The sequence below is a fragment of the Allofrancisella inopinata genome (genome assembly GCF_012222965.1).
Lineage (GTDB): Bacteria > Pseudomonadota > Gammaproteobacteria > Francisellales > Francisellaceae > Francisella > Francisella inopinata.
This window is the reverse complement of record NZ_CP038241.1, coordinates 1,112,809-1,137,758: the sequence shown is the minus strand read 5'-3', so window position 1 is coordinate 1,137,758 and position 24,950 is coordinate 1,112,809. Positions and strand designations below refer to the sequence as shown.

Below are 24,950 nucleotides of genomic sequence, written 5' to 3'. Positions count from 1 at the left end.
CATGTGAAAAGGAGTTTTTATGAAATTAAAGAGTATTATTGTAGCTACATCAGTGCTACTTGGTACAACTACTATGTCTTTTGCAGATGTAACTTCAGATACTACAGTTAATGATAGTTCTTCAGTAGATACAAGTCTTTCAAGTACTATTATGAAACCTTTTGCAAACACTTGGAGTTCTATAACTAATGAAAATAACACTTGGGGTCCACAAGATAGAACAGGCCAGTGGTATTTAGGCATAGGTGTTAGTGGTTTTGCTAATAATATAAATTCTAAAGGCTCTAATTCAGGCTGGAATGGTATAGTAGGTTATAATTTTAATAAATACTTAGCTATTCAATATAATCAGTTTGCTACATATAATGGTATGTTTGGTGGTTTAGGTGAAGGTGTAATTAACTTGTCAAATGATACTATGTTTACTCCATATGCGGTAGGTGGTGCTGGATGGGCGAACCTTGCTGGACGTGCTACAGGGGCATGGGATGTAGGAGGAGGACTTAAGTTTGAATTATCTAGAGATGTTCAAGCTAGTGTTGATTACAGATATATTCAAACAATGGCACCAAACCCAATTGCTGGTGGTGGTCAACAGATCAACGCAGCAGCAGGAACTAATATGATAGGTGCAGGCCTTACTTGGTTCTTTGGTGGAGATTCTGCTGGTACAAGTACTGCAAAGATACAAGATAATGGCGTTAAAACAGCTGCAGAAACAGGAGCTGTTGCAGCTATACCATCAATAGATGAAGCTAAATATATGCTACCAGAAGGCATAAAACAGTGTGAAGGTAACTTTAACTTAACTAAAGAGGGAGTTGCTTGCTACACGGTAGATGGGGATGATGTAACTGTTTATTTAGACACTAAATTTGCTTATGATAGTGCTGAATTAAATAAAAAAGGTAAAGAAGCGATATCTTCTTTTGTGAATTTTGTTAAAGATAGTAACATCGCATCTGTAACAGTCAAAGGTTACGCATCCCAAGGTCAAACTGGTGGTGAGTTTGAGGTTTACAATCAAAAGCTTTCTGAAAAGAGAGCACAAGCAGTTGCTAATTATATGAAATCTCTAGGTTTAGATAGTGAGAAAATAATAACAAAAGGGTTTGGTTATTATGATACTCTATCAGGTGTTGCTAAGAGTGATGCAAGTAACCAACGTGTACAAGCTAGTGCTTCAGCTCCTTTAAAATAAGCTAAATAACAAACAATATAAACTGCTTAGATTTTTATGGATCTCTTCCATAAAAATGTCTGTTTTTTATTAACATATTTTACCTCTCTTTTTCTTGTGGGTTTAGCATTTTGAATACTAACACTTTTATTGAAAACCCTTTCCTTACATAATTTTTGTAAATTACTTTCTATACTTTTATTATAATCTACGTTACCTTTGGAATTATGGGTTTGATACCATTCTAGAGCGCGTCTATTTTCAGAAATTATGCCGTTCTTCAAATTATCCTTATAGTTATCAAAAAGCCATCTAATACTTCTATTATCCATAAAATAACATCCTAGCATTAAAGGAGTGAATGGTGTTGTAACCCCATTCTCTTGTGGCATATGCCATGGGATATTAATATCATGCTGCTGAAAATAACTTTTTAACAATGCCAAGACTTGATTGTTTGAATCTTTATAACACCCAGCCGCAAAATAACTGGCAATAGAATTATTATCTTTAGCTAATGAAACTTGACTTAGTAATAACTTAACTATTTCTATATGACCTTTATTACAGGCAATGAATAAAGGGGTATATCCACCATCTATGGATTTGTTTATAACAGCATTCTTAGCTAGTAACAACTTAACTATTTCTGTATGACCATTTTCACAGGAAATATATAAAGGGGTGGAGCCTGTAGATATAGGTCTGTTTATATCAAGGTTGGCTTTAGCTAATAATAACTTAACTATTTCTGTATGACCGTTTTCACAGGAAATATATAATAAATTAGTATTCTCGTGATACCTTTTTTTAAAAATATTTTCAAGTAATATCTCTTTATAGTATTTATCATCGCCTACTATCCTTTTAGTGTAAAGTTTCTCAATCTCGGTTAGTGATTCTGTAATAACCATTCTGTATCCTGAACCATTTAAATTATTATCTAATGGCAACCAGTTATTTTTGCAAAGTTCTCCAGTTAAATTATCATTTGCTTCATTTCGTAAGAAGCAATTTTCTTTTTCAATGAATGCATGAAGGCTATCTACATTTATCGTGGCTATTTTATTTTTAGTACGTTTCGCGCGGGCTATGTGAACTCCATATTTCCACTTACTTGTATACTCATCTAACCTAGTACATATTTGATCTTTAATGGTTTCAAGCTTTTTTTTAAAATCAGGCTCATAATAATCTCTATAAACACTAAATTGATTAACCCCAATTGTTGGACTTATATAAACTGATATATTTAGAGTTAAAAGATTATTGTCTTCTTTATTAAAAGAAAAAGCCTCAAAAATACCATCTACTAACTCTCTAATATTATGAAATTTGGTGGCCCTAATATTGTTACTTAACGTTAACATATTATTAGCATTGTACAACTCTAACTTACTATTAAATGCAATAGAATGATTAATACTCCCCACGCTGATGTAAGTACGAAATTGACATTTAGTAAACTTATCAACTAATGGTTCTAAGAAACCGCAATAATCCCGTTTGTCTCCAATGAAAGGGTAATTGTATATTTTTATAAAAGGAGAAACTCTTTGATAAGTAACATTAGACCCTTGATCACCAAATATCCCTTGATTAACCACAGTTAATTTTTTATTTATAACAAACGGAGAAGTTTTTAATACGCTTTGAGAATATATCTTATTATTTTTAAGCTCGGTTAAGAATGTGTTTTCAGGGGAGTGATATGCAAGCAATCCATCTAAAAAAGCTCTTATTGATATAACTAGGGAATATAGTTTTTTTTGCTCTTGGTTTCTACCTAGATCTAGGCTATTAATACGATGCTTGACTTTTTCTTTTCCAAGATTACAGAGTGTCTTTTCAAAGGTACATACAGCATTAATAAGTTCGCTTAAATTATTGTATGGCTTGCCATTAAAATACCCTGTTATGTTATTCCTTGTAAGTAACTCTAATCTTTTATAAAAAGTTTCAACATCATTGGCCAAATATGCTTGACCCCACATAGCACTTAGACCAAAGCATAAACCTTCTTGTGGACTTAAAGCATAATAATAATCACCCCAATCAGACTCACGTGATATATTTTGTATATTCTCATTTAAATTATCATAATAGCTCATGGTGTTTTATCCCAAGTTAACATTTTTCAGAACTCCTAATAGGCTTAAACTTTGAGTTAGCCTTTAATAACTTATAGTAATAATCGTTCTAGCTCATTAATTATAATTGGCTGCATTATATCAAAGTCAAGATATTATTTTATAAGTAAACTATATATAAAATAAATATAAAAAAATATAAAAAATATTATTTTTTAATATCCTATACTTAGAAATGCTACACTTGGTACAATCTTTAAATTATTTGTAAACTTAGAGAGAGCGATTTAAAAGTTGAATAATTAACGCTTATTATCTTTTTCTCTTTTCAAAAAACTTCATAAAAAAAGAAATTACTATCAAGATTGGCTATTGCTATTAATCTTACAGTTTTATGCAATTAATAATCTTTAATTATAATTATCAAAAAAGGTATAAATGCAATACTCAGTATAGTAAAAAAACATAATAAAAAAGAAGCATAAGTGTTTGTTGATACGATCTTAAATACCTTGTCACTAGCTAATGTTAATCCTATATATGATAAGAACGTTATGTACGTTGCTAGGTTAGATATTGTTATGAAAAACTCTAATGTTTTAAAACCAGGTTGATTTTTTATGTTTTTTGACGAGCTTATATTCATAACAGTGCGTAGATTGAATCCAGAAGTAATTGATACTGCTGTGAGTAAATTGCCTAAATTTTCTTTTGTAAAGCTTAGCCCCATAAGTTTAATAAATAAGGTTACTATAGAAGATGCTGTTAAAGTGAGTATGAAAAATGATATTGCTCTAGATTTTAAGCTCATAACACACTTTTTAGGTATTTTATGGAAAGTATCATAGCCAAGTATAAAAGTTTTTAGTAGTGTGTTTAGCATATATATGTACTCAATAACCTTTCTTTTTCTTCAGAAACTTATGAAAAGCAGTGCTTTTCTGGGTTTTAACACTTTATACCAATTCCAACATAAATTGTTGCATTTATCCCAAAGGAGTTTATGACTAATTTAAGTTTTTGATGTGCAGGCAATAGCAGTGGCTATTGGCAAATATGGTATTAGATAGTATTTATAAATTTTGTTGAGTTAAAATTTTGCACATATAGTTTATAAAAATTTACATAATCATACCTATATAATATAATTAATTTTCATGTTTGATTGGTGACCATTTTTATAAAAATAAGAAGAAAACAATTATGATAAAAATTACATTTCCTGATAACTCGATTAGAGAATTTGAAAAAGGGGTTAATTCATTACAAATAGCTAAATCTATATCCCCAAGTTTAGCAAAAGTCACAGTTGCTGCTTATGTTGATGAGCAGTTAAGAGATGCTAAGGATGGTATAACTACAGATAGTAAAGTAAAGCTCGTTACTCTAACAGACACTCAAGGATTAGAGATATTACGCCACTCTTGTGCTCATTTGCTAGCTCATGCTGTTAAACAACTATATCCTGAAACGCAGGTAACTATAGGTCCAGTAGTAGAGAACGGTTTTTATTACGACTTTTCTTTCAAAGAATCTCTTGGTGAGTCTGATCTTGAAAAAATAGAAAACAAAATGAAAGAGCTTGTTAAGAGATCTATACCAATTGATTATAGGGTGGTTTCAAAACAAGAAGCTATAGATTTTTTCAATTCACAAAATGAAAGTTATAAGGTTGAGATAATTAATAACATTGTTGACGAGAATTTAAAGATTTATACTCAAGGTGACTTTAGTGATTTGTGTAGAGGTCCACATATTCCAAATACTTCCATGCTAAAAGCTTTTAAATTAACTAAAATAGCAGGAGCATATTGGCGTGGTGACGCTAATAATGAAATGCTAACAAGAATTTATGGTACATGTTGGGCAACTAAAGAAGAGCTAGACCAATATTTACACATGCTTGAAGAAGCAGAAAAGCGTGATCATCGTAAAATTGGTAAAGCTTTAGATTTATTTCATTTTCAAGAAGAGTCCCCTGGGATTGCATTCTGGCATGATAATGGTGTTAGGATTTGGCGTGAAGTAGAAGACTATATGAGGAAATCTAACAACAAATATGGTTGTAAAGAGATACGTACACCGTTGATAGCGGATTTTAGTTTGTGGGAAAAATCGGGGCACGCTTCTAAATATGCTGAAAACATGTTTGCAACAAAATCAGAGAATAAAGATTTTGCAATTAGACCTATGAATTGTCCTATGTGCGTGCAAGTTTATAATACCAAGTTACACAGCTATAGGGATTTACCTGTAAGAATGGCAGAGTTTGGTGTGGTACATAGAAATGAGCCATCTGGATCTTTACATGGGCTACTTAGAGTCAGAAGCTTTACTCAGGATGATGGACATGTTTTTTGTACAGCTGAACAGGTTGAAAGCGAAGTTAGTTTAATGGTAAAACAATGCTTTGAAGTTTATAAAGATTTTGGTTTTGATGATTTTGAAGTAAAAATAGCTTTAAGACCTGATAATAGAATTGGTAGTGATGAAATATGGGATAAATCCGAGCAGATTTTAAAAAATGCTTTACAAGGAAATGATGTTAAATATACATTATTGCCAGGAGAAGGTGCTTTTTATGGTCCTAAAATAGAATTTCACTTAAAAGATGCTATTGGTAGAAGTTGGCAGTGTGGAACAATACAAGTGGATTTCTCAATGCCGCAAAGATTAGGGTCAACCTATATTGATAACAATGGTGATAAACAAACTCCGATAATGTTACATAGAGCAATAGTTGGCTCTCTAGAAAGGTTTATAGGTATGTTAATAGAGCATTATGCTGGTAATTTACCGTTATGGTTAGCTCCAGCTCAGGTTGTTGTGATGGGAATTAGTAATCAGCAAGATGAATATTGTAGTCATGTGTTTGAAGCTCTTGAAAAAAGAGGCTTTAGGGTGAAAATAGACTTGAGAAATGAGAAAATAGGGTTTAAAATACGTGAGCATACTCTGTTGCGTGTTCCTTACCTGGTAGTTCTTGGTAAAAACGAGTTAGAGCAAAATATTGTAACTGTGAGAAAACATAATGGTGAAACTCTAGGACAAATGTCAATGGAGGATTTTTGTGTTTTCTTAAAAGAACAGGTAGAAATAAAAAAATAATTTTCTTGGAGGAAAATAGTTATTAAAGCGGAAAAAAAAGCACCTATAAATGAGCAAATAAAAGCTAAAGAGGTGCGTTTAATAGGAGTTGATGGCCAGCAAATTGGAGTTGTATCTATCAATGAAGCTTTAGCATTGGCTGAAGCGGCTAATGTTGATTTGGTTGAAATGGTAGCAAATGCTAAGCCACCAGTTTGTCGTTTGATGGACTATGGTAAACACTTATTTGAACAGAGTAAGAAAAAAGCACAAGCTAAAAAGAACCAAAAGCAGATGCAGATCAAGGAAATAAAACTTAGACCTGTAACTGATGTAGGAGACTATCAGGTAAAACTACGCAACCTGATTAAGTTCCTAGAAAAAGGCGATAAAGTAAAAGTTACGCTTAGATTTAGAGGTAGAGAGATGTCACATAAAGAGTTAGGTGTTGAAATGCTTAACCGTATGGCAAATGATGCAGCTGAACATAGCGTAGTGGAACACCAACCTAAAGTGGAAGGTCGCCAGATGATAATGGTTTTAGGACCAAAGAAAAAACAGATGTAATAAAAATAACTTAACAATGCGGAGTATTTAAATATGCCAAAGTTAAAAACAAAAAGTGGTGCAGCTAAACGCTTTAAAAAGACAGGTAAAGGTGGTTTTAAACACCGTTGTGCAAATCGTGCTCATATCAATACCAAGATGACAACTAAAAGAAAACGTCATTTAAGAGGTATGAATCAAGTAGCTAAAGTTGATACTGCTAGTTTAGTTCAACAGATGCCTTATGCTTAGGTTTGTGTATAAAATTTTTAAAGTGGAGAATTAGATTATGTCAAGAGTAAAAAGAGGCGTAACAGCGCGTGCACGTCATAAGAAAGTTTTAAAGCAAGCAAAAGGTTACTATGGAGCTCGCTCAAGAGTATATAGAGTAGCTAAACAGGCTGTAATTAAAGCAGGTCAATATGCTTATAGAGATCGTAAAGTTAAGAAAAGAACATTTAGATCTTTATGGATTGTTCGTATCAATGCCGCAGCAAGACAGTACGATATGAGCTATAGCCAATTAATAAATGGCTTAAATAAAGCTGGTGTTGAGCTAGATAGAAAAGCACTAGCTGAACTAGCAGTATACAACAAAGATGCTTTTGCTGTTGTAGTTGAAAAAGCAAAAGCCGCGTTAGCTTAGTTCTGAGTTTATATTTTTATTATCTGAATTAACTTTTTTCTATAGTAATCCTATTTTGTGAATTCTCATTATTTAACTTTTTTTAAAAGGTTTCTTTTACTACTATTTCTTGTAGGAGGGTTAGTTTTATTTTTTTTATTTAATGGGTCTAAATATTCTTCTTTTGATGAGCTTGTAGGTATATATAAAAATTTTAAAAGTTATGTAGATCTTCACTTCACAAAAGCTATTTTCATGTTTGGGTGTATTTATGTATTAACAGTTTTTTTCTCTATACCAATAAAACCAGCTTTAAAAATATTAGCCGGTTTGTTTTTTGGTTTGTGGTTTGGTTTTATTATATCTTTAGTATCTGCTACAACTGGTGGTATGTTAGCTTTTATGTTTATAAAATATAGTTGGGGAGAAGTCTCTAAAAACCCTAGATATAAGCTAATATCTAAGTTTAAAGGTATAGTAGAGAGCCATCCTATTACAGTACTATTTTTAGCAAGATTGCTACCTATACCGTTTTTTGTACCAAATATTTTAGCTGGAATTTTAAAAGTTAAAAATAGTATTTTCTTTTTTACCACTTTGATTGGCATTATTCCAATTACATTTATATATGTATGGATTGGTACCTATGTTAGTCAGAAACTAAGTACTCATGATGGAAGTTTTTTAGACAAAGAACTTATAGTGGCTTTAAGTATTTTAGGAATATTAGCGACGGTGCCTTTGTTAATTAAAAAAGTTGTTAGCAAATAACAACTCAACTCTAGAGGCAGAATACTAAAAAAATTATCATATATTTTTTTTAATAAAAATTAGCACTCAATAAACTTTTAGTTATTAAACCAATGCCACGGTTTCATTAAAATAAAAATTATACTTTACTTAAGTTATTTTAAATGTTAGAATTTTTTAAAAGTTAGCCTAATTTGAAATTTTTAATATGATAAAATCATTGCGTATGCAACCTATATTGAACCCTGGTTTTAACTATAAAACCGCTGCTATAGCTTGTATTGATAATTATTTTGTTGAGCAAAACAAGTGGACTGAGATCATCCCTCTCCATAAAGATAAAAAGTTTCCTTTATCAATACGAGAAATCTCTAGAAAATATTTAGGTTCTATCCAAGGTGAACTGTTAGAAAGGAGGCAAATACTTGAAATAGGACGCTTACTTGGATATGATACTCAGGAGCATGATTGTCAAAATTTTTATGATTTCCTAAGAGTAGTAGAAGAGAATATTAATGAAAGTATACCTTTACTTTTATGTGGTGGGGTCGAAAGAAACTCTTTTTATGGTGAAAGTGGTGATAAAGCTATAATTATTTGCGGGTATGATTTATCTAAAGAGACAGCAATAATATTAGAAGATAATCAACCACCTTCAGACGTCTTCTTCGCATCATTACATGAGAGATTAATAAATCTTCCTAACGAAAGAAAACATGAATTTTATTATAAAGAACAATGGTGGTGGAATAGCACCGGTCAGCTCCGAATGAGGGAATGTAAAGAGACAATAAAACCAAGCCTAGGCTCTGGTTTTAAAGGAAAAGCTTTTACATTTAAACCAAATGAGGATACTAGAAAACAAAGGCGCTCAATAATAGAAAAATCTCCAATGTTACAACACAATGAGTTACTTATGTTGCTTAGACAAGACTTGGTGGATTCCTACAAAGAAAATTCCAGCACAAACCAAGAAAAAATAACTCTAATCGACACAAATACTAAATTTGATTCATCTCAAGAACTTTCTAGATTATGCAAAATTGCTTGTATAAAACAAAAAAGCGGTTTTTTCCATCCCAAACATACTACTTCAATGGGTGAGAAACTACTTAAGTTATTAAATTCTGATAAGTATAGAGAACTTCGTTATTTAATGTTTAAAGATAATCGCCTCCTATCTTATAGAGACTTAAGAGCAAAAGCATTTAATATAGAAAGAAATTATGTAAATCCTAATATAAGAGAAATTGGGCCACTTTATCCAAAAAAATCTATAATTAAATGTCATATGGATATTGAAGATTTTTTTTGTGTTGAAAAGATGCAAATGACAGTTACCGAATTATTTAAGTATTTTGATACCCCTGAGTTTAAAGAGCGTTTGTTTAAGATTCTCCCTCAGAAGCGTGCTACAGATAATGCTATATTTAAAAAAGACGATTCTTATTTGGAATGGCTCTTGGAGACTTAAATACTTTAAAAAATCCCGATCCCACCATCTTTTTTAGCCATAATAACAGTATCAGCTGGTTTTAATGCAAAAATACCATTAGTGACAATTCCTGTTATTTGGTTAAGCTTAGTTTCTAGCTCTATAGGGTTATCAATTTTTAAGTTATGTACATCTAAGATTATATTGCCATTATCTGTGATAGTCTGTTCTCTGTAGACTGGCTGACCACCAAGTTTTACTATTTCTCTAGCCACATAGCTTCTAGACATAGGTATTACTTCTATTGGTAAAGGAAAGTTACCTAAAATTTCAACCTTTTTTGACTCATCTATAATACATACGAATTTTTTTGCAGCAGCGACGCATATTTTTTCACGTGTCAAAGCAGCTCCCCCGCCTTTAATAAGCTCTTTATAAGCATTACATTCATCCGCACCATCTATATATAAATCAATTTCCCCAGCGTAGTTAAGATCTACTACATCAAAGCCTAGTTTCTTTAATTTTTCAGTAGTATCTTCGGAGCTAGACACTATGTGTGCAATTTTATTTTTATAGTTAACAAGCTCTTCTATAAGAAACTTAACTGTACTACCTGTGCCAATACCTAGGGTTATATTTGGAGTAATTAATTTAGCAGCTTCAATAGCTACAAGCTTTTTTAACTCGTCTTGATTATTTTTTTTATTAAAGAACATATTAAAACTTTCTCTTATTAAAAACTTTGTTGAATATTATACCTGTTGTTATGTAGATAATCATGAAAATTACAGCTATTAACGTTTGTAATATCACTGATTTACACACAAAGATATAGCCAGCTACTGTGTATAAACAAACGAAAGGAATAATGATCCTTAGCATAATATTAAACATAGGGGATAGTTTTGTGTTTGTATGTTTTAGGATCTCGTAACTAAGTTTTTGTGCATCATAAATCCAGCCTACTATAAAAACATCAAAAAAGAAAATAAATGCTATAAGAAGGTGAAGAGTAAACATTTTTGAAAAACTAACATGTGCGACGCCTTGAAGGATCAAGCTTGTAGTAATTAGTAGAGCAATTATACTAATTGCTAACTTAATATAAAATTTGTTAGTTATTTTCGTAATGTAGACTAGAATCGAAATCATTACAATTAAATTAAATAGAATAAAAGTAGTCTCAAGCAAGATATAAACTATAAAAGAATTTTGCTTTATTAAGTTAAAAGAGTGATTAGACATACCTCATCCATGGGTTGTAGAAAAATACCATAGTTTCCTAAAGTAGCATATATAAACATACAAATTAGTAAAGAAAATATTACATTATAAAAGGTACTGCTAAAAGAAATAGTTTTTAAATTATTAAAATTGATATTAATAGTATTTAGCACATTTTTATAAAGTGCTAGAGAAATAAAGTTACTTAATATGGCGTAAATTAAAGCCATTACTAGCATGTTGTTTAAGGTGTTTATTTGGCTATCTGCGGTATTGAAGTTTTTAAATTCAATTAAACTATGTGGTGAGGTGTATATAATTATTAAAACAGTAGTTATAACTAGAATTAAGCCCGCAAAAGCTAAGGCTTTGAAAAACCTTTTAATATAGTTTTTTGTCTTTAAAGCTGGGACGAAGAGTATTGTTATACAGATAAATGTAATACTTAACGCTGTCAAGTTTAAGTTTGTACTAACATCTAAAGTATTTGTGTAAACACTGCTGATAAGATCTGATAGGTATGTAGCAGTATTGAAAAGTATTAGTGTCAGCAATATAACTATAGTACCTGTAAATAAAATACTAATAGACCTAAACTTTGAGCTACCAATGATATATTTTACTAGACTAGAGTATGTATTAATTTCTGGGTGAAATTTGCCTATATAAAAAGCAACCAAATTCATTGGATAAGATAAAAGTATAGAAAATATAATATAAGCATAAAAAAATTCAAGCCCATTATATTTAAAAACAGTTGTAAAAAAGCCAAAGCTAAAGCAAGTTGCTGTTGAAATGAATCCTACTAGAAGGGAAGCGTATGTTTGTTTTATGTTCATTTACCTAACCTATAAATTAGTTTCTAGTTGCACAGTAGTTACCGCGAAATGTAATATTTTTTATGAGTTTGGTATCTTTATCAATAGAAACCCAAGTAGTACACTTAAGAGCACCAAACTGTACAAATTGAGGATCTCTATTAGCCATAACTAAACTGTTAACAGCTGAGCCAGCTAGAGCTGGAGTTTCTGGGTTAACAGCTGTGCGTATGTAGACATACGTTTGGATATTTGGGTTAGGAGAAACGCTTATTACATTTTCAGGGTAACCAAATACTTTCATATATTGATCAATATTTTTGCCAATCCAGGCTTTTTGCTGGTCTATGTATTTTTGTCTAGTAGCACAAGAAAAAAGGCTTATAATAAATAACAATAGGAGGATTATTTTAAAAGTATGTTTAAACATCTAAACTCCTTATTTTATAAAACCAGTTTTTTTCATATATATTGTTAGTAACGATATCGCTGCAGGAGTGATCCCTGGAATACGTGAAGCTTCTCCTAACGTGGTTGGCTTTTGTTCAGTAAGTTTTTGTAAGACTTCATTTGATAATCCTTTAACTTGAGAATAATCAAACTCTACTGGAATGTTCTTTTGTTCAAAAATCGATAATTTAGCAATATCTTTATTTTGACGTTCTATATAGCCAGAGTATTTAGCAGATATTTCGATTTGTTCTATAACGGCTTCATCGTTTAGATTTAAATTTAATTCAGGTATTTGTTGTAACTTTTTATAATCCAACTCAGGGCGTTTTAAAAGATCAAAAAGCGTACTTTCTCTGGTCATTTTTTTCTCTAGAAATTTCTCTAAATCACGTGCTTTTTGTGTTTGTGGACCTATCCATGTATTTTGCATAAAATTTATCTGCTCATTGATAGTAGTTTTCTTATCAATAAAAGTTTTTTGATCTTCATTATTTAGTAAACCTAATTGGCAAGCTATATCTGATAAACGTAGATCAGCATTGTCTTCACGCAATATTAGTCTATATTCAGCACGTGAAGTAAACATTCTATAAGGCTCTTTAGTACCTTTAGTTATAAGATCATCAATAAGTACACCAATATAACTATTAGCACGGGTAGGGTACCATGCTTTATCATTATCAATACTTATGGCAGCATTTATACCAGCAACTAAACCTTGAGCGCCGGCTTCTTCGTATCCAGTAGTACCATTTATTTGACCAGCAAAATATAAGTTTTTAATAAACTTTGTCTCTAATGTTGGTTTAAGGTCGCGAGGATCAAAAAAATCATATTCTATAGCATACCCTGGACGCATAATAAAAGCATTTTCAAAACCTTTTATAGAGCGGATATATTCACATTGCACCTCAAACGGTAAGCTAGTAGATAAACCATTTGGATATAGTTCAATACTTTCTAAACCTTCAGGTTCTACAAATATTTGATGTCTTTCTTTTTCTGCAAATCTGACTACCTTATCTTCGATAGAGGGACAGTATCTAGGCCCTATGCCTTCTATCATCCCACCATACATGGCTGATTTATCAAGGTTATTTGTGATTATTTCATGAGTCTTATGGTTTGTATAAGTTATATAGCATGGTATTTGCTGTGGGTGTTGTATTTTTCCTTTAGAAAAAAAAGAAAAATAAGGAGTAGGAGTATCACCATGCTGAACATCCATAACACTAAAATCAACACTTCTTTTGTCAATACGCGGAGGAGTACCAGTTTTAAGTCTATCTACCCTAAATGGTAGTGCTCTAAGACGAGCAGCTAAAGCGTTAGCCGGTTGGTCGCCTGCACGCCCCCCTGATTTTGATACTTTACCAATATGAATTTTCCCGCCTAAGAATGTACCAACCGTTAAAACCACTTTTTTAGACTTAAATGTGATGCCAGTTTTAGTTATAACTCCAGAGATAATGTCATTATTTACCACAACGTCATCTACAGAATCTTGAAATATATCAAGATTTTCTTGATTTGTAACAAGGGTATTTATAGCTTGTTTATAGAGAACTCTATCTGCTTGGGCGCGTGTTGCTCTAACAGCAGGACCTTTACGCGAGTTAAGAATTCTAAACTGAATCCCTGCCATATCAATAGCTTTTGCCATGACACCACCCATAGCATCTATTTCTTTAACCAAGTGACCCTTACCAATTCCACCGATAGCGGGGTTACAAGACATCTGTCCTATAGTGTCTATATTATGGGTTAGAAGTAGTGTTTTTGCTCCTATACGGGCAGAGGCTGTAGCAGCTTCGACACCTGCATGACCGCCACCAACAACTATTACATCATAAGTATTTTTATAAATCATTTTATAAGAAAAATAGTAATATCCATATCGTCTAAATTCTACTACATTTTTATGTGAAAATAACCATTCTAGTAATATTAATTAAAATGCTTTTGCAATATAATCTATAGCATAGTAATAAGGGTCGTAGTTTGAGGTTTAAACCATTAAATGTTAAAGGTTAGTGAGATTTACCATAAATATATTGATCAAGACCCTATAAAAATTTTTCAAGATGGAGCTATCAAGTCGGCAATTATATTTTTTACGTTTTTGATAATAGCTGCAACTTTTAATTTTGACAAAAATTTGATCGTTATCACAATTTTATTTATAGCAAATTTAGCAGCTAGCGTACTAATTGGTAATATAGAAGTAAAAAGAAAAGCATTTTTCTGGTACATAGTAAGTGCAATTCTTATTTTAAACATATCACCATATGTGCATAATGTTTTTGAAGATAACTTTATGCTGATTATAATTGTAGTCTTTTTGGGGTTTTGGGTGCGTGGATTAGGGGATACATTTACTATTTTCCCAATCATGATTGCAGTAATGGCATGTATCTGTTTTATTAGGTTTCCTCTGGCTAGTTACAATCATTTAAGTTTTACTCTAGCGGCATTATTAGTGGGATTTGCTTTTTATATTTTACTTATTAGTCGTTATAAGCTTATTAATTCAGGTGGTATTGAAAAAATTGTTAGGGAGTTTTTTAATATTTTCGTAAAAAGCTATCTAGACACATTTGAGAAAGCAAAGTATAGAAGATTCACTCAAACTAGAGTTTTAGAGGTAAGCCATAGTAAGTTGAATAATATAATTTCATTACAGTCTCATGGGCTTATGTTTATGCGTAAGAACACTCAAGATAACTGGCGTTATTTTTGTCATAATTTAATACTATTTAATAGATTAGCAGCTAAATTTATACTGACTTATAAAAAAATAAGTTTAGGCTATATACGGCTAGGTTTTAAGGACGCTTCTGAAGCACAGGTTTTAGCAGAAAGTTTGGAAAAAATTTTTAAACAAACTCTAGCTTTATTGCTCCAATTCCAACAAGAACCTAATACTTTAGAAGAGAAGAAAAAAGAAATTGATTACCTAAAGTATAAACTTGAGATTGCTTACATTGAAAAGTATCAAAAAGACCGTCAAAAAAAGAAATTGCTTTTTGATAGTATATTGCTTTTAGATGATATATTTACTAGTTTAGAAAATATCAAAGAGGCTTATTATGATCTTATTTAAAAATAGGTTTATAGATAAGCTTTCTGATACAACTTTATTGGCATATAGGGTTTTAATAGCAGCCTCATTGGGTTTGGTTGTGAGCTATGGGGTTTTTAATTTTACTGGAGAGCATGGGTTTAAGGATAGAATATATTGGGTTGTAATTGCAGTTATAAGTGTTGCAGCAAGTACTAGCACTAGCGTTATATACACCAGGGCGAAAGCTATTATTATATTTTCTATCCTTGGAACGTCATTAGGATCAGTTTTACTCTTAGTTACCCAGAAGATTATGATAAATAACAGTATGGCTAGTTTTATAACTATAGCTGTATTTTGTGGCTTGGCTTTGACATTGTATATTTATACTATGTTTTTAAATTATGCTACAAGCGTATTTTTTATACATATATATTTGGTAATGTTCTTTGGCTTATTTGTGGGTTGGGATCATGAGCTTTTTATTGTAAGAATAGTAAGTGTGGCTATCGGTACAATTTGTATTGTGCTTGTTACGTTTTTGACTAGAGGTAAAAAGTTTTTGAATATTTTTACCAAAGAAATGTATATAACTTATGGGGAATTTAAGAAAATACTCAATAATGTTGACAGAAATGTTCCCAACCGAAAATTAATTTTTTTAGTTGAAAAAAACATACAACTCAGTGAAATGCTTGTCAATGCTAAATATGAATTTTCCTCTAATAAAAAATACTACGAATATAAAAAAATGATATTGCTTATGGATGAACTTTTAATAAATTTGAAAACTTATAGAGCTTTATTTATCGAGCAAAAAAAGCATAATAACGAGCTATATACCGACCTGGTAGAGTACACAAACAGTCAGCTCAAAAAAAACTTTGAAAAACTAACAATTAGGTATGATAGAATTTTAATACAGAAAGATTAATTAAATTTGTATTTGAATCTTAACATGTATAATAATCAAACATTTCTATTTTATGACTTAGAAACCAGTGGAATTAATAACTCTTTTGATCAGATTTTGCAGTTTGCAGCTGTTAGAACTGACCTTAACTTTAATGAAATTGAGAGGTTTAACTTTTTTGTAAAATTAAATCCTGACACTACACCATCTCCAACAGCTACGATAACACATCATATATCTATAGCTCAAGCTAACTCACAGGGTGTATCAGAGTATCAGGCTGTTAGAAAAATCCATAAAATAATTAATACTCCAGAAACCATTAGCATAGGTTATAATACACTTGGGTTTGATGATGAGTTTTTAAGGTTCGCTTTTTTTAAGAATATGTTGCCCCCATATACTCATCAGTATAAAAATGGCTGCTTTAGAGCGGATTTATTTCCAATAGTTGCTTGTTATCATTTGTTTTTTAACCAGACTTTAGAGTGGCCTAAAATAGTAGATGAAGAAGGCAATGATAAAGTTTCTTTAAAACTTGAAAACTTAAATGTAGTAAATAATCTGTATAGTGAAGGTCGAGCTCACGATGCTATTACAGATGTTCTAGTAACGGTTGAATTAGCAAAAAAACTCAAAAAAGCTAATCCTAAAATGTGGCAGTTTTTACTAGATAGATTTAATAAGCAAAACGACGAGCAAGTTTTGAATCAGCTTGATATTGGTGTTAGTATAAATAATACGCATTACAAGCAGGCTATAGCTATAAGTGGCACTTTTGGCTATAGCAGTAATTTCATGTCAGCTATTTTAGATTTAGGTCAACATCGTCACTACAAAAACCAAGAAATTTTTCTACGTTTAGATAGTTATTTGTTTAGTGATTTTATAGAGGAGTTTGGTAGTTTAGAGGCTGAACATTGGAGATTAACTATTGCTAAAAAGTGGGGAGATATACCAGTTATTCTCCCAGCTAAAACTCGCTTTGTTGGCAAGTTACCGCAGCAAAGGCTAGATCTTATAAAAGCAAATAAAGAATTTATAAAGGATAATCCTGAGATTTTAGCTAGTTTTGTTGAGTATGTTTTAGAGTATAAGTATCCGGAAATAGAAAATATTGATTCAGACGCTGCTATTTACCAAAGTGATTTTATGACTACTGCTGATGAGAAGGGTTGTGATAAGTTTCATAGTTTAGCTGTTACACAAAAAGCACAAATGCTATCACAATTACCAAAAAGTTATTATGATAGAGCTGTGCGAATAATTGGTAGGTTGGATTTTTCTAAGTTACCAGAGAAAGCTCAATATGAATTTCAAAAGTATTTAAATAAAATAGTCAGTTTAGAAGAAGAGGACCTTTTAGTAGATCATAAAGCTCGTAAAAGAGTAACTTTAGAAGAGATTTATAAAGAAATAGAACATTTAAGAGAAACACAAGAGCTGACAGAAGAACAACATTCTTTACTATATGAGTTAGAGGAGTATCTTTTTTAAATGGCCAAATTTAATTTAGTTACTAAATATAGCCCTAGTGGTGATCAGCCAGAGGCAATAAAGTCTTTGGTCAATGGCATAAACAATGGTTTGCAACATCAAGTACTAGTTGGGGTAACAGGCTCTGGTAAAACTTATACTATGGCAAATGTAATCAATCAAACACAGAAACCATGTTTAATTTTAGCTCATAATAAAACTCTAGCTGCACAACTATATTCAGAAATGAAACAATATTTTCCAGATAATGCTGTTGAGTATTTTGTCTCATACTATGATTATTACCAGCCAGAAGCATATGTTGCTGCATCAGATACATATATTGAAAAAGACTCTTCTGTAAATGAGCATATTGAACAAATGCGCTTATCCGCAACTAAAGCTATACTAGAGCGTAATGATGTAATTATAGTTGCTACTGTATCTGCAATTTATGGTTTAGGTGATCCTGAACAATACATGCAAATGCTTTTGCATTTAAAGGTTAGTGAAACTCTGGATATAAAAAAGGCACAAAGCAAATTAGTAGAAATGCAATATTCGCGTAATGATATGGATTTTAGTCGCGGTAGTTTTCGTGTGCGTGGTGAGATACTAGATATTTTTCCAGCAGATTCTGAAAAAGACGCTATTAGAGTTGAGTTTTTTGATGATGAGATAGAAGCAATAAGTATAATAGATTCTTTAACCTCAAAAAAAATTAAACCTTTACATAGAGCAACAATATTTCCAAGTACTCATTATGTAGCTTCAAAAGAGCGTAAAGATATAGTTATAGAGGAAATTAAAAAAGAATTAAAAGAAAGAGTTAAATATTTTGAACAAGAGGGTAAATTACTTGAAGCTCAAAGGATAGAGCAAAGAACAAAATATGATGTCGAGATGATTCAAGAGCTAGGCTACTGTACTGGTATTGAAAATTATTCTAGGTTGCTATCTGGACGTCATCCAGGAGACCCACCACCGACGCTTTTGGACTATTTACCAGAAAATGCTCTTGTAATAGTTGATGAGTCTCACGTGACATTACCACAGTTTGGAGGTATGCAAAAAGGTGATTTTTCACGTAAATCAAATTTAGTAAACTATGGTTTTAGACTTCCTTCTGCTCTAGATAATAGACCTCTTAAATTTAAAGAATTTGAGAGGTTGTTACCTCAAACGATATATGTATCAGCAACTCCAGCAACTTATGAATTAGAGCGATCTCAAAATACAGTTGAGCAAGTGATTCGTCCAACAGGACTGTTAGATCCAGAAGTATTTGTGCGACCAGTAGTAATTCAAGTTGAAGATGCTTTATCTGAGATAAATAAGGCTGTAGCTAGTAATGAAAGAGTTTTGATAACTACACTGACTAAAAAAATGGCAGAGAATTTAACAGAATATTTGTCAGAACATAATGTTAATGTAAGGTATTTGCATTCAGATATTGATACTGTGGAGCGTGTGCAAATTATCCATGATTTACGTCAAGGGGTATTTGATGTGCTAGTAGGTATTAATCTCTTAAGGGAAGGATTAGATATGCCTGAAGTGGGTATATTACTTATTTTTGATGCTGATAAAGAAGGATTTCTACGTTCAGAAAAATCTCTTATACAAACCATAGGTAGAGTCGCAAGAAATGAAAATGGTCGAGCAATACTCTATGCAGACGTTGTAACTAAGTCTATGAAAAAGGCTATGGATGAAACGTTACGTAGACGTAAGCTACAAGATGAGTATAATAAGAAGAACAATATTATTCCTAGAACAATTGTAAAAAATATAGATGATATGTTAGACAGCTCTCCAGAAATGCAAAAACGAGAATACAAAAATAACAGCAGGATAAGTGTTGATGATGTTGATGTTTCGGCTATACTAGGTATAACTGAAGCTAGTAAAATTATAAAAGCTCTAGAAAAACGTATGAAAGCTCATGCAAAAGAGCTTGAGTTTGAGCAGGCTACTTTAGTTAGAGACAAGATACTTAAGATAAAGCAGAGATTTATAGAGTTGTGAAAACATATTATTGATGGATTATGGCAATAGAGAATAAATTAAAAAAGGACCGGCTTTTTTTACGCTTTACTTGGGTAAGATTTAAAAATTATTGGTTTAGAGCACGCAAAAGTTTATATGCCTCCATTATATTGTGTGGTTTTATTGTAGGAGTTAATTTATATCTTGGCAATATAGATTTTGTAAACCAATCATTACAGATAGCAGTAACACTTGCTTTTATAGTATTTATATTTTTTTTCTTAATAACAAAAGATAATAATCCTGTAGATATCATAATATCAGGTGCCAAAGGGGAATCGGTCGTATTAAATGAGTTAAAAAAATTAGATAATAACTATGTACTTTTTAATAGAATAGTTTTACCGGACGATAAATCTACGATAGGCAATAGAGAGTTAGATTTTCTCGTTATATCTAGAAAAGCGATATATATAGTAGAGGTTAAAAATAATCGAGGTTATATTAAGGTTGAAAATATGGCAGAGAGATGGCAAGTGGAAAAAATTTCGCAAAATAACAAAACTTATGCAAAAACTATTAAAAACCCGATTAGGCAAACTTTTGCACAGAAAAAAGTTCTACAAACCTACCTTTATAATCAAAGAATTTATATAAAAGGTATCCCTGTAGTTACTGTTGTAATATTTGCTAATCCAGAAGTGCAGTTAAGTGATAATTTTATCGCAGAAGATGCTAACCAAGCAGTTTTATCTTTAGAAAATTTATTACCTTTTATTAACGCAAAAGAACAATATCTTGAAAAAATGCCAACTCGCTCACGTAGAAAAATTATCAAAAAGCTTGAGAAAAAATAAATGATTAACAATAGACCCATAGGAGTTTTTGATTCCGGGATAGGTGGTTTAACAGTTGTTAAAAACCTTATGGATATATTACCACATGAAAATATAATCTATTTTGGAGATATTGCAAGGATCCCTTATGGTACAAAGTCTCGGGCGACTATTCAAAGATTTGCAGCTCAAACAGCTAAGTTTTTAATTGATCAAGAAGTTAAGGCTATTGTTATTGCTTGTAATACTATTTCTGCTATCGCTAAAGATACTGTAAAACAAATAGCTGGTGATATACCAGTTATAGATGTAATAAGTGCAGGTGTAAGTTTAGTAGCAGACTTAAGTAATGTTGGTGTGATAGCTACACCAGCTACGATAAATAGCAATGCTTATGCGTTAGAGATTCATAAGCTAAATCCTAAAGCAGAAGTTTACTCTAAAGCTTGTGGTCTATTTGTGCCAATGATTGAAGAGGGTTTTATAAATGGTGAAATCGTAACTTTAGTAGCTAAACAGTATCTAGAGTATTTTCATGATAAATCTCTAGAGGCTTTGATACTTGGTTGCACACATTATCCTATTATCAAAAATAATATTGCTATTGAATTGGGTTCTGTAAAACTTATAGATCCTTCACTACAGGCTAGCAGAATGCTTGAAAATTTATTAAAACTAAACAATTTACTAAACCACAAGCAATCTAAACGAGATCATAAATTTTATGTGACTGATATCCCCATAAAGTTTAAAGCTATAGGTGAAATGTTTTTACAAACCCAAATGGAGCATTTAGAGATAGTTAACTTTGATGGCTATTAACAACTTTGCTAAATTTGTAGTCGCTTTTTCACTTGCTGAACAGTCCCATTTATGTTGGAATTGGTATTAATGTCTAAAACTTCACGTTTACTGTTTTTGTCTTTTTTCTATTTGTGGTAATATTTCTATTGAATATATAAGTTCTTTTTATAGGTAAGTAATGAAAAATAATAAATTTTATCAAAATGTTCGTTTAGCTATCTTTGATGTTGATGGTGTTATGACTGATGGAAAAATAATATTGTCAAATGATGGTAATGAAACAAAATTATTTGATGTTAAAGATGGTTTAGGTCTAGTTTTATTACAAAAAGTTGGTATAAAAATAGCGATAATTACTGGTAAGGAATCACAAATAGTTATTAATAGGTTTACAAGCTTGGGTGTTGATATAGAGGATATATTTCAAGGGCAAAAAAACAAAGTTAGTGCTTACCAGGCTTTAAAGGAAAAGTATCAGCTAGATGACTGTAACATAGCTTATATGGGTGATGATCTTCCTGATATAGTTCTTATGAAGCAAGCTGGTATTTCCGCAGCCCCATCAAACTGTATAGACTTAGTTAAAAACTACTCTGATTATATTTGTCAGAGTAAAGGTGGTGCTGGCGCTGTTAGAGAGTTTTGTGAATATTTATTAAAGAATCTTGGTTGTTATAATAAGGTTATTGAAAATTACATTGAAAATGGTGGCATGAAATAGAAATATGAAGTTTTTTACTAAATATTCGCTGCTTGTTAATGTGTTTGCGATAGTGATTGTGGTTTTTAGTACAATATTCATTTATTCTGAAGCAGTTCAGGGCGGTAGCGATCCTAAAGAATTTTCACCTTCAAGTAGCGTTGAGCTAACAGCATTTAACTTTCATTATAATAATTATAATGATGATGGTAAACTAACTACAAATTTTATTACTGAAAAACTAGAACAATATGTCAATCAAGATATTAAAATGACCAATTTAATAGAAACTAGTTATGATGAGAAAACAGGCGATGAGACTTGGAGAGTAAAAGCGCCTAAAGGTTTTTCACAGAAAAAAGATAATAATGAGTTGATACATTTATTTGACGGAGTTAATGCTATTTTGTTTACAAAAAATCAGCAAGCAGATTCAGGGGAAAATTCTACTAAACAGACATCAGATGCAGATGGTAAATATCTACCAAAGAAAATATATATAAAATCATCAGAAATGTACTATGATACAGAAACACATGATTATTATAATGATAAATTTGTCAAAGTGTATGATCCTGACACGGAAAATAATACCACAGGTATAGGAATAGTTGGAAACTCAGATACTAAGGTTATTAATTTTAAGAAAGACGTAAGGAGTTACTATGCGTCAAGCTAGGATCGTACTAGTAGCTCTAGGAGTTTTAGGTATTTTCTTGTCTGGTTATAGTGATTCTTCTAGCCTAGCAGATAATAGTTTACATTCAATTTCTAATCAAAATATACCTCTTCAAGAAGGTAGCGCAGCAGTAGCAGATGAAAAAGAAGATACAGGTGCTGATAATATTCTCAAAGAATACGGTCCTCTTACAATATGTGCTGATAAAGCTACCTACGATAGCAATAAAGAAACTCTTACATATTATGGAGATGTTTTTGTAATGCAGATTCATAATAAGCACATTTTATGTAAGAAGCCTAAAACTACCAAAGCTACCAAAACAAATATCGTTTATTTTACTAGGAATAAAGCAATTCCTTTTAAAGAATTACAACAACAATGGTTTGAGCAAGCAAAAGAGCTATGTGCAGATGAGCAGGAGTGTAATTTCATATCAGGTCAAAAACTTGTTATGGAACTAGATAAAGACCGTAAAGTTCAAACTCTTACTATGGAATCAATGGATGGTGAATTATCTCAATTTTATACCTTCCCAACTAATTCAGATCAAGCTTACCAAAAAAGTAAAAAGCTAACCAAAGGACCACTAAACGGGGTAGCTAGAAAGATTATTTACAACGTCGTTAAAAAGAGTCTTGAGCTTTTTGAAGATGCTGTAATTAACCAGAATGAAAACCACTATAAGGGTCGAGAAATTAATTATGATATGGATCATGATCTTGTAGCTATTCCTGGTAGTAAAGATAGACGTTCTAAAATAATCTTAGATGGTGTTCAGAGTGAAACTAAGATTGATACAGGGTTAAAACCTATTAGTGAGTATAACAAGAATAAAAAAGTCAGTAGTGGTAGTACAGTTAAAACTTCTAGTTTTGACGATTCAGAAAATATTCTGTCATAAGCAGAAGGATATGAGATTAGGAATGGAAAAATATACTTTAGAAGCTAAAAGATTAGGTAAAAAATATGGCTCAAGGTGGGTTGTAAATAACGTCTCAATGAAAGTTTCAACAGGTGAAATTGTAGGTTTGTTGGGACCAAATGGTGCTGGTAAAACGACATCTTTTTATATGATAGTTGGCCTTGTAGCTGCAACTCGCGGCAAAGTTCGTATGGGTAAAGAAGATGTCACTAAGATGCCTATCCATCTACGTGCAAGAAGAGGACTGGGCTACTTACCACAAGAAGCATCTGTTTTTAGGAAACTTAGTGTTGAGGATAATATAGTAGCTATCCTTGAAACAAGAAAAGAGCTGACAAGAGACCAGATTAATGAAAATTTGAATTCTCTTTTGGATGAATTCAGTATTCAGCATATTCGTAAAAGTTTAGGTATGAGTCTCTCTGGAGGTGAAAGAAGACGTGTTGAGATAGCTAGAGCTTTAGCTATGGATCCAAAATTTATTCTGTTGGATGAACCATTTGCTGGTGTTGATCCTGTTTCAGTGATTGAAATTAAGGAAGTTGTCAGACATCTAAAAGATAGAGGTATAGGAGTACTTATAACAGATCATAACGTACGAGAGACATTAGATATTTGTGAACGGGCTTATATTGTAAATGCTGGGAATATGTTAGCATCAGGTACGCCAGAGGAAGTACTAGCAGATGAAACTGTAAGAAAAGTATATTTAGGAGAAGATTTTAAACTATAGATAAAAATGGTAAAAAAAATAGATACTTCTAAATCAAAAGTGATTTGTGTCGGTAGAAATTATGTAGAACATATCCAAGAATTAAATAATGAGATTCCAGATAATCCTGTTATTTTTATAAAGCCAAATTCTAGCGTAGCTAGATCATTAAAACTACTTTCTGGTAGAGAGTTACATTACGAATGTGAAATAGTGTTTGCTTTTGATGGTAAATCTCAAATTAAAGCAGTAGGGCTAGGATTAGATATAACTGATAGAAATTTGCAGTCAAAACTTAAATCAAAAGGTCTACCTTGGGAGTTGGCTAAAAGTTTTAATGGTAGTGCAGTGATTAGTGATTTTGTGGAAATTGGAACGCTAGATATTCCTTTTTTAAGTTTTAAGGCATACAAAAATAACCAACTAATCCAAGAGGGCAGTTATGATTTAATGATTTATAAGCCAAATCAGATAATTAACTTTCTAAAGAATAATAACATTTCTATATGTGAGAATGATTTACTTATGACTGGTACACCTAAAGGTGTTGGAGTTATAAATTATAACGATAAATTTAAGTTAGAACTATTTTGTAAAGATAGCATTATTCTAGAGGCATTTTTTAAATAAAAATACGGTGG

25 protein-coding genes are annotated in these 24,950 nt (G+C 31.5%); 20 read left to right on the top strand and 5 right to left on the bottom strand.

The window, feature by feature from the left end; genetic code table 11:
• Positions 1 to 19 precede the first annotated feature (19 nt).
• Positions 20 to 1,201, top strand: coding sequence for an OmpA family protein (locus E4K63_RS05185; protein ID WP_133940393.1), 1,182 nt, complete (start codon positions 20 to 22; stop codon positions 1,199 to 1,201).
• A 26-nt stretch (positions 1,202 to 1,227) separates the two neighbouring features.
• Here the strand turns inward: E4K63_RS05185 and E4K63_RS05180 are convergent, their stop codons facing one another.
• Positions 1,228 to 3,291 carry an ankyrin repeat domain-containing protein gene (locus E4K63_RS05180; protein ID WP_133940391.1) on the bottom strand — a complete coding sequence of 688 codons (2,064 nt, stop codon included), beginning with the start codon at positions 3,289 to 3,291 and terminating at the stop codon, positions 1,228 to 1,230.
• A gap of 464 nt (positions 3,292 to 3,755) precedes the next feature.
• On the opposite strand from E4K63_RS05180, the gene E4K63_RS08300 reads away from it, so the two are divergent.
• The 8 genes from E4K63_RS08300 (at position 3,756) to E4K63_RS05145 (ending at position 9,752) form a co-directional block, all read left to right on the top strand.
• Positions 3,756 to 3,884, top strand: a complete 129-nt coding sequence (locus E4K63_RS08300) for a hypothetical protein (RefSeq protein ID WP_279586411.1) — start codon at positions 3,756 to 3,758, stop codon at positions 3,882 to 3,884.
• A 6-nt stretch (positions 3,885 to 3,890) separates the two neighbouring features.
• Complete coding sequence (locus tag E4K63_RS05175) at positions 3,891 to 4,118, top strand: hypothetical protein (RefSeq protein WP_133940389.1); 228 nt, start codon at positions 3,891 to 3,893, stop codon at positions 4,116 to 4,118.
• Positions 4,119 to 4,473: 355 nt separating this feature from the next.
• Positions 4,474 to 6,378, top strand: coding sequence for a threonine--tRNA ligase (thrS, locus tag E4K63_RS05170; protein ID WP_133940387.1), 1,905 nt, complete (start codon positions 4,474 to 4,476; stop codon positions 6,376 to 6,378).
• Between the two features lie 21 nt (positions 6,379 to 6,399).
• On the top strand, positions 6,400 to 6,924 hold the full coding sequence (infC, locus tag E4K63_RS05165; RefSeq protein WP_279586412.1) for a translation initiation factor IF-3: 525 nt from the start codon (positions 6,400 to 6,402) through the stop codon (positions 6,922 to 6,924).
• Positions 6,925 to 6,957: 33 nt separating this feature from the next.
• On the top strand, positions 6,958 to 7,155 hold the full coding sequence (gene rpmI / locus E4K63_RS05160) for a 50S ribosomal protein L35 (protein ID WP_003034330.1): 198 nt from the start codon (positions 6,958 to 6,960) through the stop codon (positions 7,153 to 7,155).
• 37 nt (positions 7,156 to 7,192) lie between these two features.
• Complete coding sequence (rplT, locus tag E4K63_RS05155) at positions 7,193 to 7,549, top strand: 50S ribosomal protein L20 (protein WP_133940382.1); 357 nt, start codon at positions 7,193 to 7,195, stop codon at positions 7,547 to 7,549.
• 57 nt (positions 7,550 to 7,606) lie between these two features.
• Positions 7,607 to 8,299 carry a TVP38/TMEM64 family protein gene (locus E4K63_RS05150; protein ID WP_133940380.1) on the top strand — a complete coding sequence of 231 codons (693 nt, stop codon included), beginning with the start codon at positions 7,607 to 7,609 and terminating at the stop codon, positions 8,297 to 8,299.
• Positions 8,300 to 8,486: 187 nt separating this feature from the next.
• Positions 8,487 to 9,752 (top strand): hypothetical protein, encoded by a 1,266-nt coding sequence (locus E4K63_RS05145; protein ID WP_133940378.1) that lies wholly within the window; start codon positions 8,487 to 8,489, stop codon positions 9,750 to 9,752.
• A 5-nt stretch (positions 9,753 to 9,757) separates the two neighbouring features.
• On the opposite strand, the gene rpiA is transcribed toward E4K63_RS05145, so the two are convergent.
• From rpiA to mnmG, 4 genes are all read right to left on the bottom strand, one after another.
• The gene (gene rpiA / locus E4K63_RS05140; protein ID WP_133940376.1) at positions 9,758 to 10,432 is read right to left on the bottom strand and encodes a ribose-5-phosphate isomerase RpiA; all 675 of its coding nucleotides are present in this window, start codon (positions 10,430 to 10,432) and stop codon (positions 9,758 to 9,760) included.
• Positions 10,433 to 10,936: 504 nt separating this feature from the next.
• Positions 10,937 to 11,779, bottom strand: coding sequence for a hypothetical protein (locus E4K63_RS08235; protein WP_244947440.1), 843 nt, complete (start codon positions 11,777 to 11,779; stop codon positions 10,937 to 10,939).
• A gap of 16 nt (positions 11,780 to 11,795) precedes the next feature.
• Positions 11,796 to 12,188 carry a hypothetical protein gene (locus tag E4K63_RS05130; protein ID WP_133940373.1) on the bottom strand — a complete coding sequence of 131 codons (393 nt, stop codon included), beginning with the start codon at positions 12,186 to 12,188 and terminating at the stop codon, positions 11,796 to 11,798.
• A 9-nt stretch (positions 12,189 to 12,197) separates the two neighbouring features.
• Positions 12,198 to 14,081 carry a tRNA uridine-5-carboxymethylaminomethyl(34) synthesis enzyme MnmG gene (gene mnmG / locus E4K63_RS05125; RefSeq protein ID WP_133940371.1) on the bottom strand — a complete coding sequence of 628 codons (1,884 nt, stop codon included), beginning with the start codon at positions 14,079 to 14,081 and terminating at the stop codon, positions 12,198 to 12,200.
• 150 nt (positions 14,082 to 14,231) lie between these two features.
• Here mnmG and E4K63_RS05120 point away from each other — a divergent pair, with 150 nt between their 5' ends.
• The 11 genes from E4K63_RS05120 to E4K63_RS05070 all read left to right on the top strand — a co-directional run bounded on the left by E4K63_RS05120 (position 14,232) and on the right by E4K63_RS05070 (position 24,939).
• Entirely contained in the window at positions 14,232 to 15,314 is a 1,083-nt protein-coding gene (locus E4K63_RS05120; RefSeq protein ID WP_133940369.1) for a hypothetical protein, read from the top strand.
• Positions 15,301 to 16,209, top strand: a complete 909-nt coding sequence (locus E4K63_RS05115; RefSeq protein ID WP_133940367.1) for an FUSC family protein — start codon at positions 15,301 to 15,303, stop codon at positions 16,207 to 16,209. The genes E4K63_RS05120 and E4K63_RS05115 overlap by 14 nt, the downstream gene beginning before the upstream one ends.
• Before the next feature lie 24 nt (positions 16,210 to 16,233).
• Positions 16,234 to 17,685 (top strand): exodeoxyribonuclease I, encoded by a 1,452-nt coding sequence (locus tag E4K63_RS05110; protein ID WP_133940365.1) that lies wholly within the window; start codon positions 16,234 to 16,236, stop codon positions 17,683 to 17,685.
• Positions 17,686 to 19,692, top strand: a complete 2,007-nt coding sequence (uvrB, locus tag E4K63_RS05105) for an excinuclease ABC subunit UvrB (RefSeq protein WP_133940363.1) — start codon at positions 17,686 to 17,688, stop codon at positions 19,690 to 19,692.
• 20 nt (positions 19,693 to 19,712) lie between these two features.
• Positions 19,713 to 20,510, top strand: a complete 798-nt coding sequence (locus tag E4K63_RS05100) for a nuclease-related domain-containing protein (RefSeq protein WP_133940361.1) — start codon at positions 19,713 to 19,715, stop codon at positions 20,508 to 20,510.
• Positions 20,511 to 21,311: a glutamate racemase gene (gene murI / locus E4K63_RS05095; RefSeq protein WP_133940359.1), complete on the top strand. Its 801-nt coding sequence runs from the start codon at positions 20,511 to 20,513 to the stop codon at positions 21,309 to 21,311.
• Between the two features lie 160 nt (positions 21,312 to 21,471).
• Positions 21,472 to 22,014 carry a KdsC family phosphatase gene (locus E4K63_RS05090; protein ID WP_133940357.1) on the top strand — a complete coding sequence of 181 codons (543 nt, stop codon included), beginning with the start codon at positions 21,472 to 21,474 and terminating at the stop codon, positions 22,012 to 22,014.
• Between the two features lie 4 nt (positions 22,015 to 22,018).
• The gene (gene lptC, locus E4K63_RS05085) at positions 22,019 to 22,672 is read left to right on the top strand and encodes an LPS export ABC transporter periplasmic protein LptC (protein WP_133940355.1); all 654 of its coding nucleotides are present in this window, start codon (positions 22,019 to 22,021) and stop codon (positions 22,670 to 22,672) included.
• Positions 22,659 to 23,576: an LptA/OstA family protein gene (locus tag E4K63_RS05080; RefSeq protein WP_133940353.1), complete on the top strand. Its 918-nt coding sequence runs from the start codon at positions 22,659 to 22,661 to the stop codon at positions 23,574 to 23,576. Before lptC ends, E4K63_RS05080 begins: the two co-directional genes overlap by 14 nt.
• Before the next feature lie 22 nt (positions 23,577 to 23,598).
• Entirely contained in the window at positions 23,599 to 24,330 is a 732-nt protein-coding gene (lptB, locus tag E4K63_RS05075; RefSeq protein WP_133940530.1) for an LPS export ABC transporter ATP-binding protein, read from the top strand.
• 6 nt (positions 24,331 to 24,336) lie between these two features.
• On the top strand, positions 24,337 to 24,939 hold the full coding sequence (locus tag E4K63_RS05070) for a fumarylacetoacetate hydrolase family protein (RefSeq protein WP_133940351.1): 603 nt from the start codon (positions 24,337 to 24,339) through the stop codon (positions 24,937 to 24,939).
• Positions 24,940 to 24,950 lie beyond the last annotated feature (11 nt).

What these genes read in the sequence shown, in the direction of transcription:
- E4K63_RS05185 (WP_133940393.1), top strand. Translation starts at nt 20, where the DNA reads ATGAAATTAAAGAGTATTATTGTAGCTACATCAGTGCTACTTGGTACA.
- E4K63_RS05180 (WP_133940391.1), bottom strand. Translation starts at nt 3,291, where the DNA reads ATGAGCTATTATGATAATTTAAATGAGAATATACAAAATATATCACGT.
- E4K63_RS05175 (WP_133940389.1), top strand. Translation starts at nt 3,891, where the DNA reads ATGTTTTTTGACGAGCTTATATTCATAACAGTGCGTAGATTGAATCCA.
- thrS (WP_133940387.1), top strand. Translation starts at nt 4,474, where the DNA reads ATGATAAAAATTACATTTCCTGATAACTCGATTAGAGAATTTGAAAAA.
- rpmI (WP_003034330.1), top strand. Translation starts at nt 6,958, where the DNA reads ATGCCAAAGTTAAAAACAAAAAGTGGTGCAGCTAAACGCTTTAAAAAG.
- rplT (WP_133940382.1), top strand. Translation starts at nt 7,193, where the DNA reads ATGTCAAGAGTAAAAAGAGGCGTAACAGCGCGTGCACGTCATAAGAAA.
- E4K63_RS05145 (WP_133940378.1), top strand. Translation starts at nt 8,487, where the DNA reads ATGATAAAATCATTGCGTATGCAACCTATATTGAACCCTGGTTTTAAC.
- rpiA (WP_133940376.1), bottom strand. Translation starts at nt 10,432, where the DNA reads ATGTTCTTTAATAAAAAAAATAATCAAGACGAGTTAAAAAAGCTTGTA.
- E4K63_RS08235 (WP_244947440.1), bottom strand. Translation starts at nt 11,779, where the DNA reads ATGAACATAAAACAAACATACGCTTCCCTTCTAGTAGGATTCATTTCA.
- E4K63_RS05130 (WP_133940373.1), bottom strand. Translation starts at nt 12,188, where the DNA reads ATGTTTAAACATACTTTTAAAATAATCCTCCTATTGTTATTTATTATA.
- mnmG (WP_133940371.1), bottom strand. Translation starts at nt 14,081, where the DNA reads ATGATTTATAAAAATACTTATGATGTAATAGTTGTTGGTGGCGGTCAT.
- E4K63_RS05120 (WP_133940369.1), top strand. Translation starts at nt 14,232, where the DNA reads ATGTTAAAGGTTAGTGAGATTTACCATAAATATATTGATCAAGACCCT.
- E4K63_RS05115 (WP_133940367.1), top strand. Translation starts at nt 15,301, where the DNA reads ATGATCTTATTTAAAAATAGGTTTATAGATAAGCTTTCTGATACAACT.
- E4K63_RS05110 (WP_133940365.1), top strand. Translation starts at nt 16,234, where the DNA reads ATGTATAATAATCAAACATTTCTATTTTATGACTTAGAAACCAGTGGA.
- uvrB (WP_133940363.1), top strand. Translation starts at nt 17,686, where the DNA reads ATGGCCAAATTTAATTTAGTTACTAAATATAGCCCTAGTGGTGATCAG.
- E4K63_RS05100 (WP_133940361.1), top strand. Translation starts at nt 19,713, where the DNA reads ATGGCAATAGAGAATAAATTAAAAAAGGACCGGCTTTTTTTACGCTTT.
- murI (WP_133940359.1), top strand. Translation starts at nt 20,511, where the DNA reads ATGATTAACAATAGACCCATAGGAGTTTTTGATTCCGGGATAGGTGGT.
- E4K63_RS05090 (WP_133940357.1), top strand. Translation starts at nt 21,472, where the DNA reads ATGAAAAATAATAAATTTTATCAAAATGTTCGTTTAGCTATCTTTGAT.
- lptC (WP_133940355.1), top strand. Translation starts at nt 22,019, where the DNA reads ATGAAGTTTTTTACTAAATATTCGCTGCTTGTTAATGTGTTTGCGATA.
- E4K63_RS05080 (WP_133940353.1), top strand. Translation starts at nt 22,659, where the DNA reads ATGCGTCAAGCTAGGATCGTACTAGTAGCTCTAGGAGTTTTAGGTATT.
- lptB (WP_133940530.1), top strand. Translation starts at nt 23,599, where the DNA reads ATGGAAAAATATACTTTAGAAGCTAAAAGATTAGGTAAAAAATATGGC.
- E4K63_RS05070 (WP_133940351.1), top strand. Translation starts at nt 24,337, where the DNA reads ATGGTAAAAAAAATAGATACTTCTAAATCAAAAGTGATTTGTGTCGGT.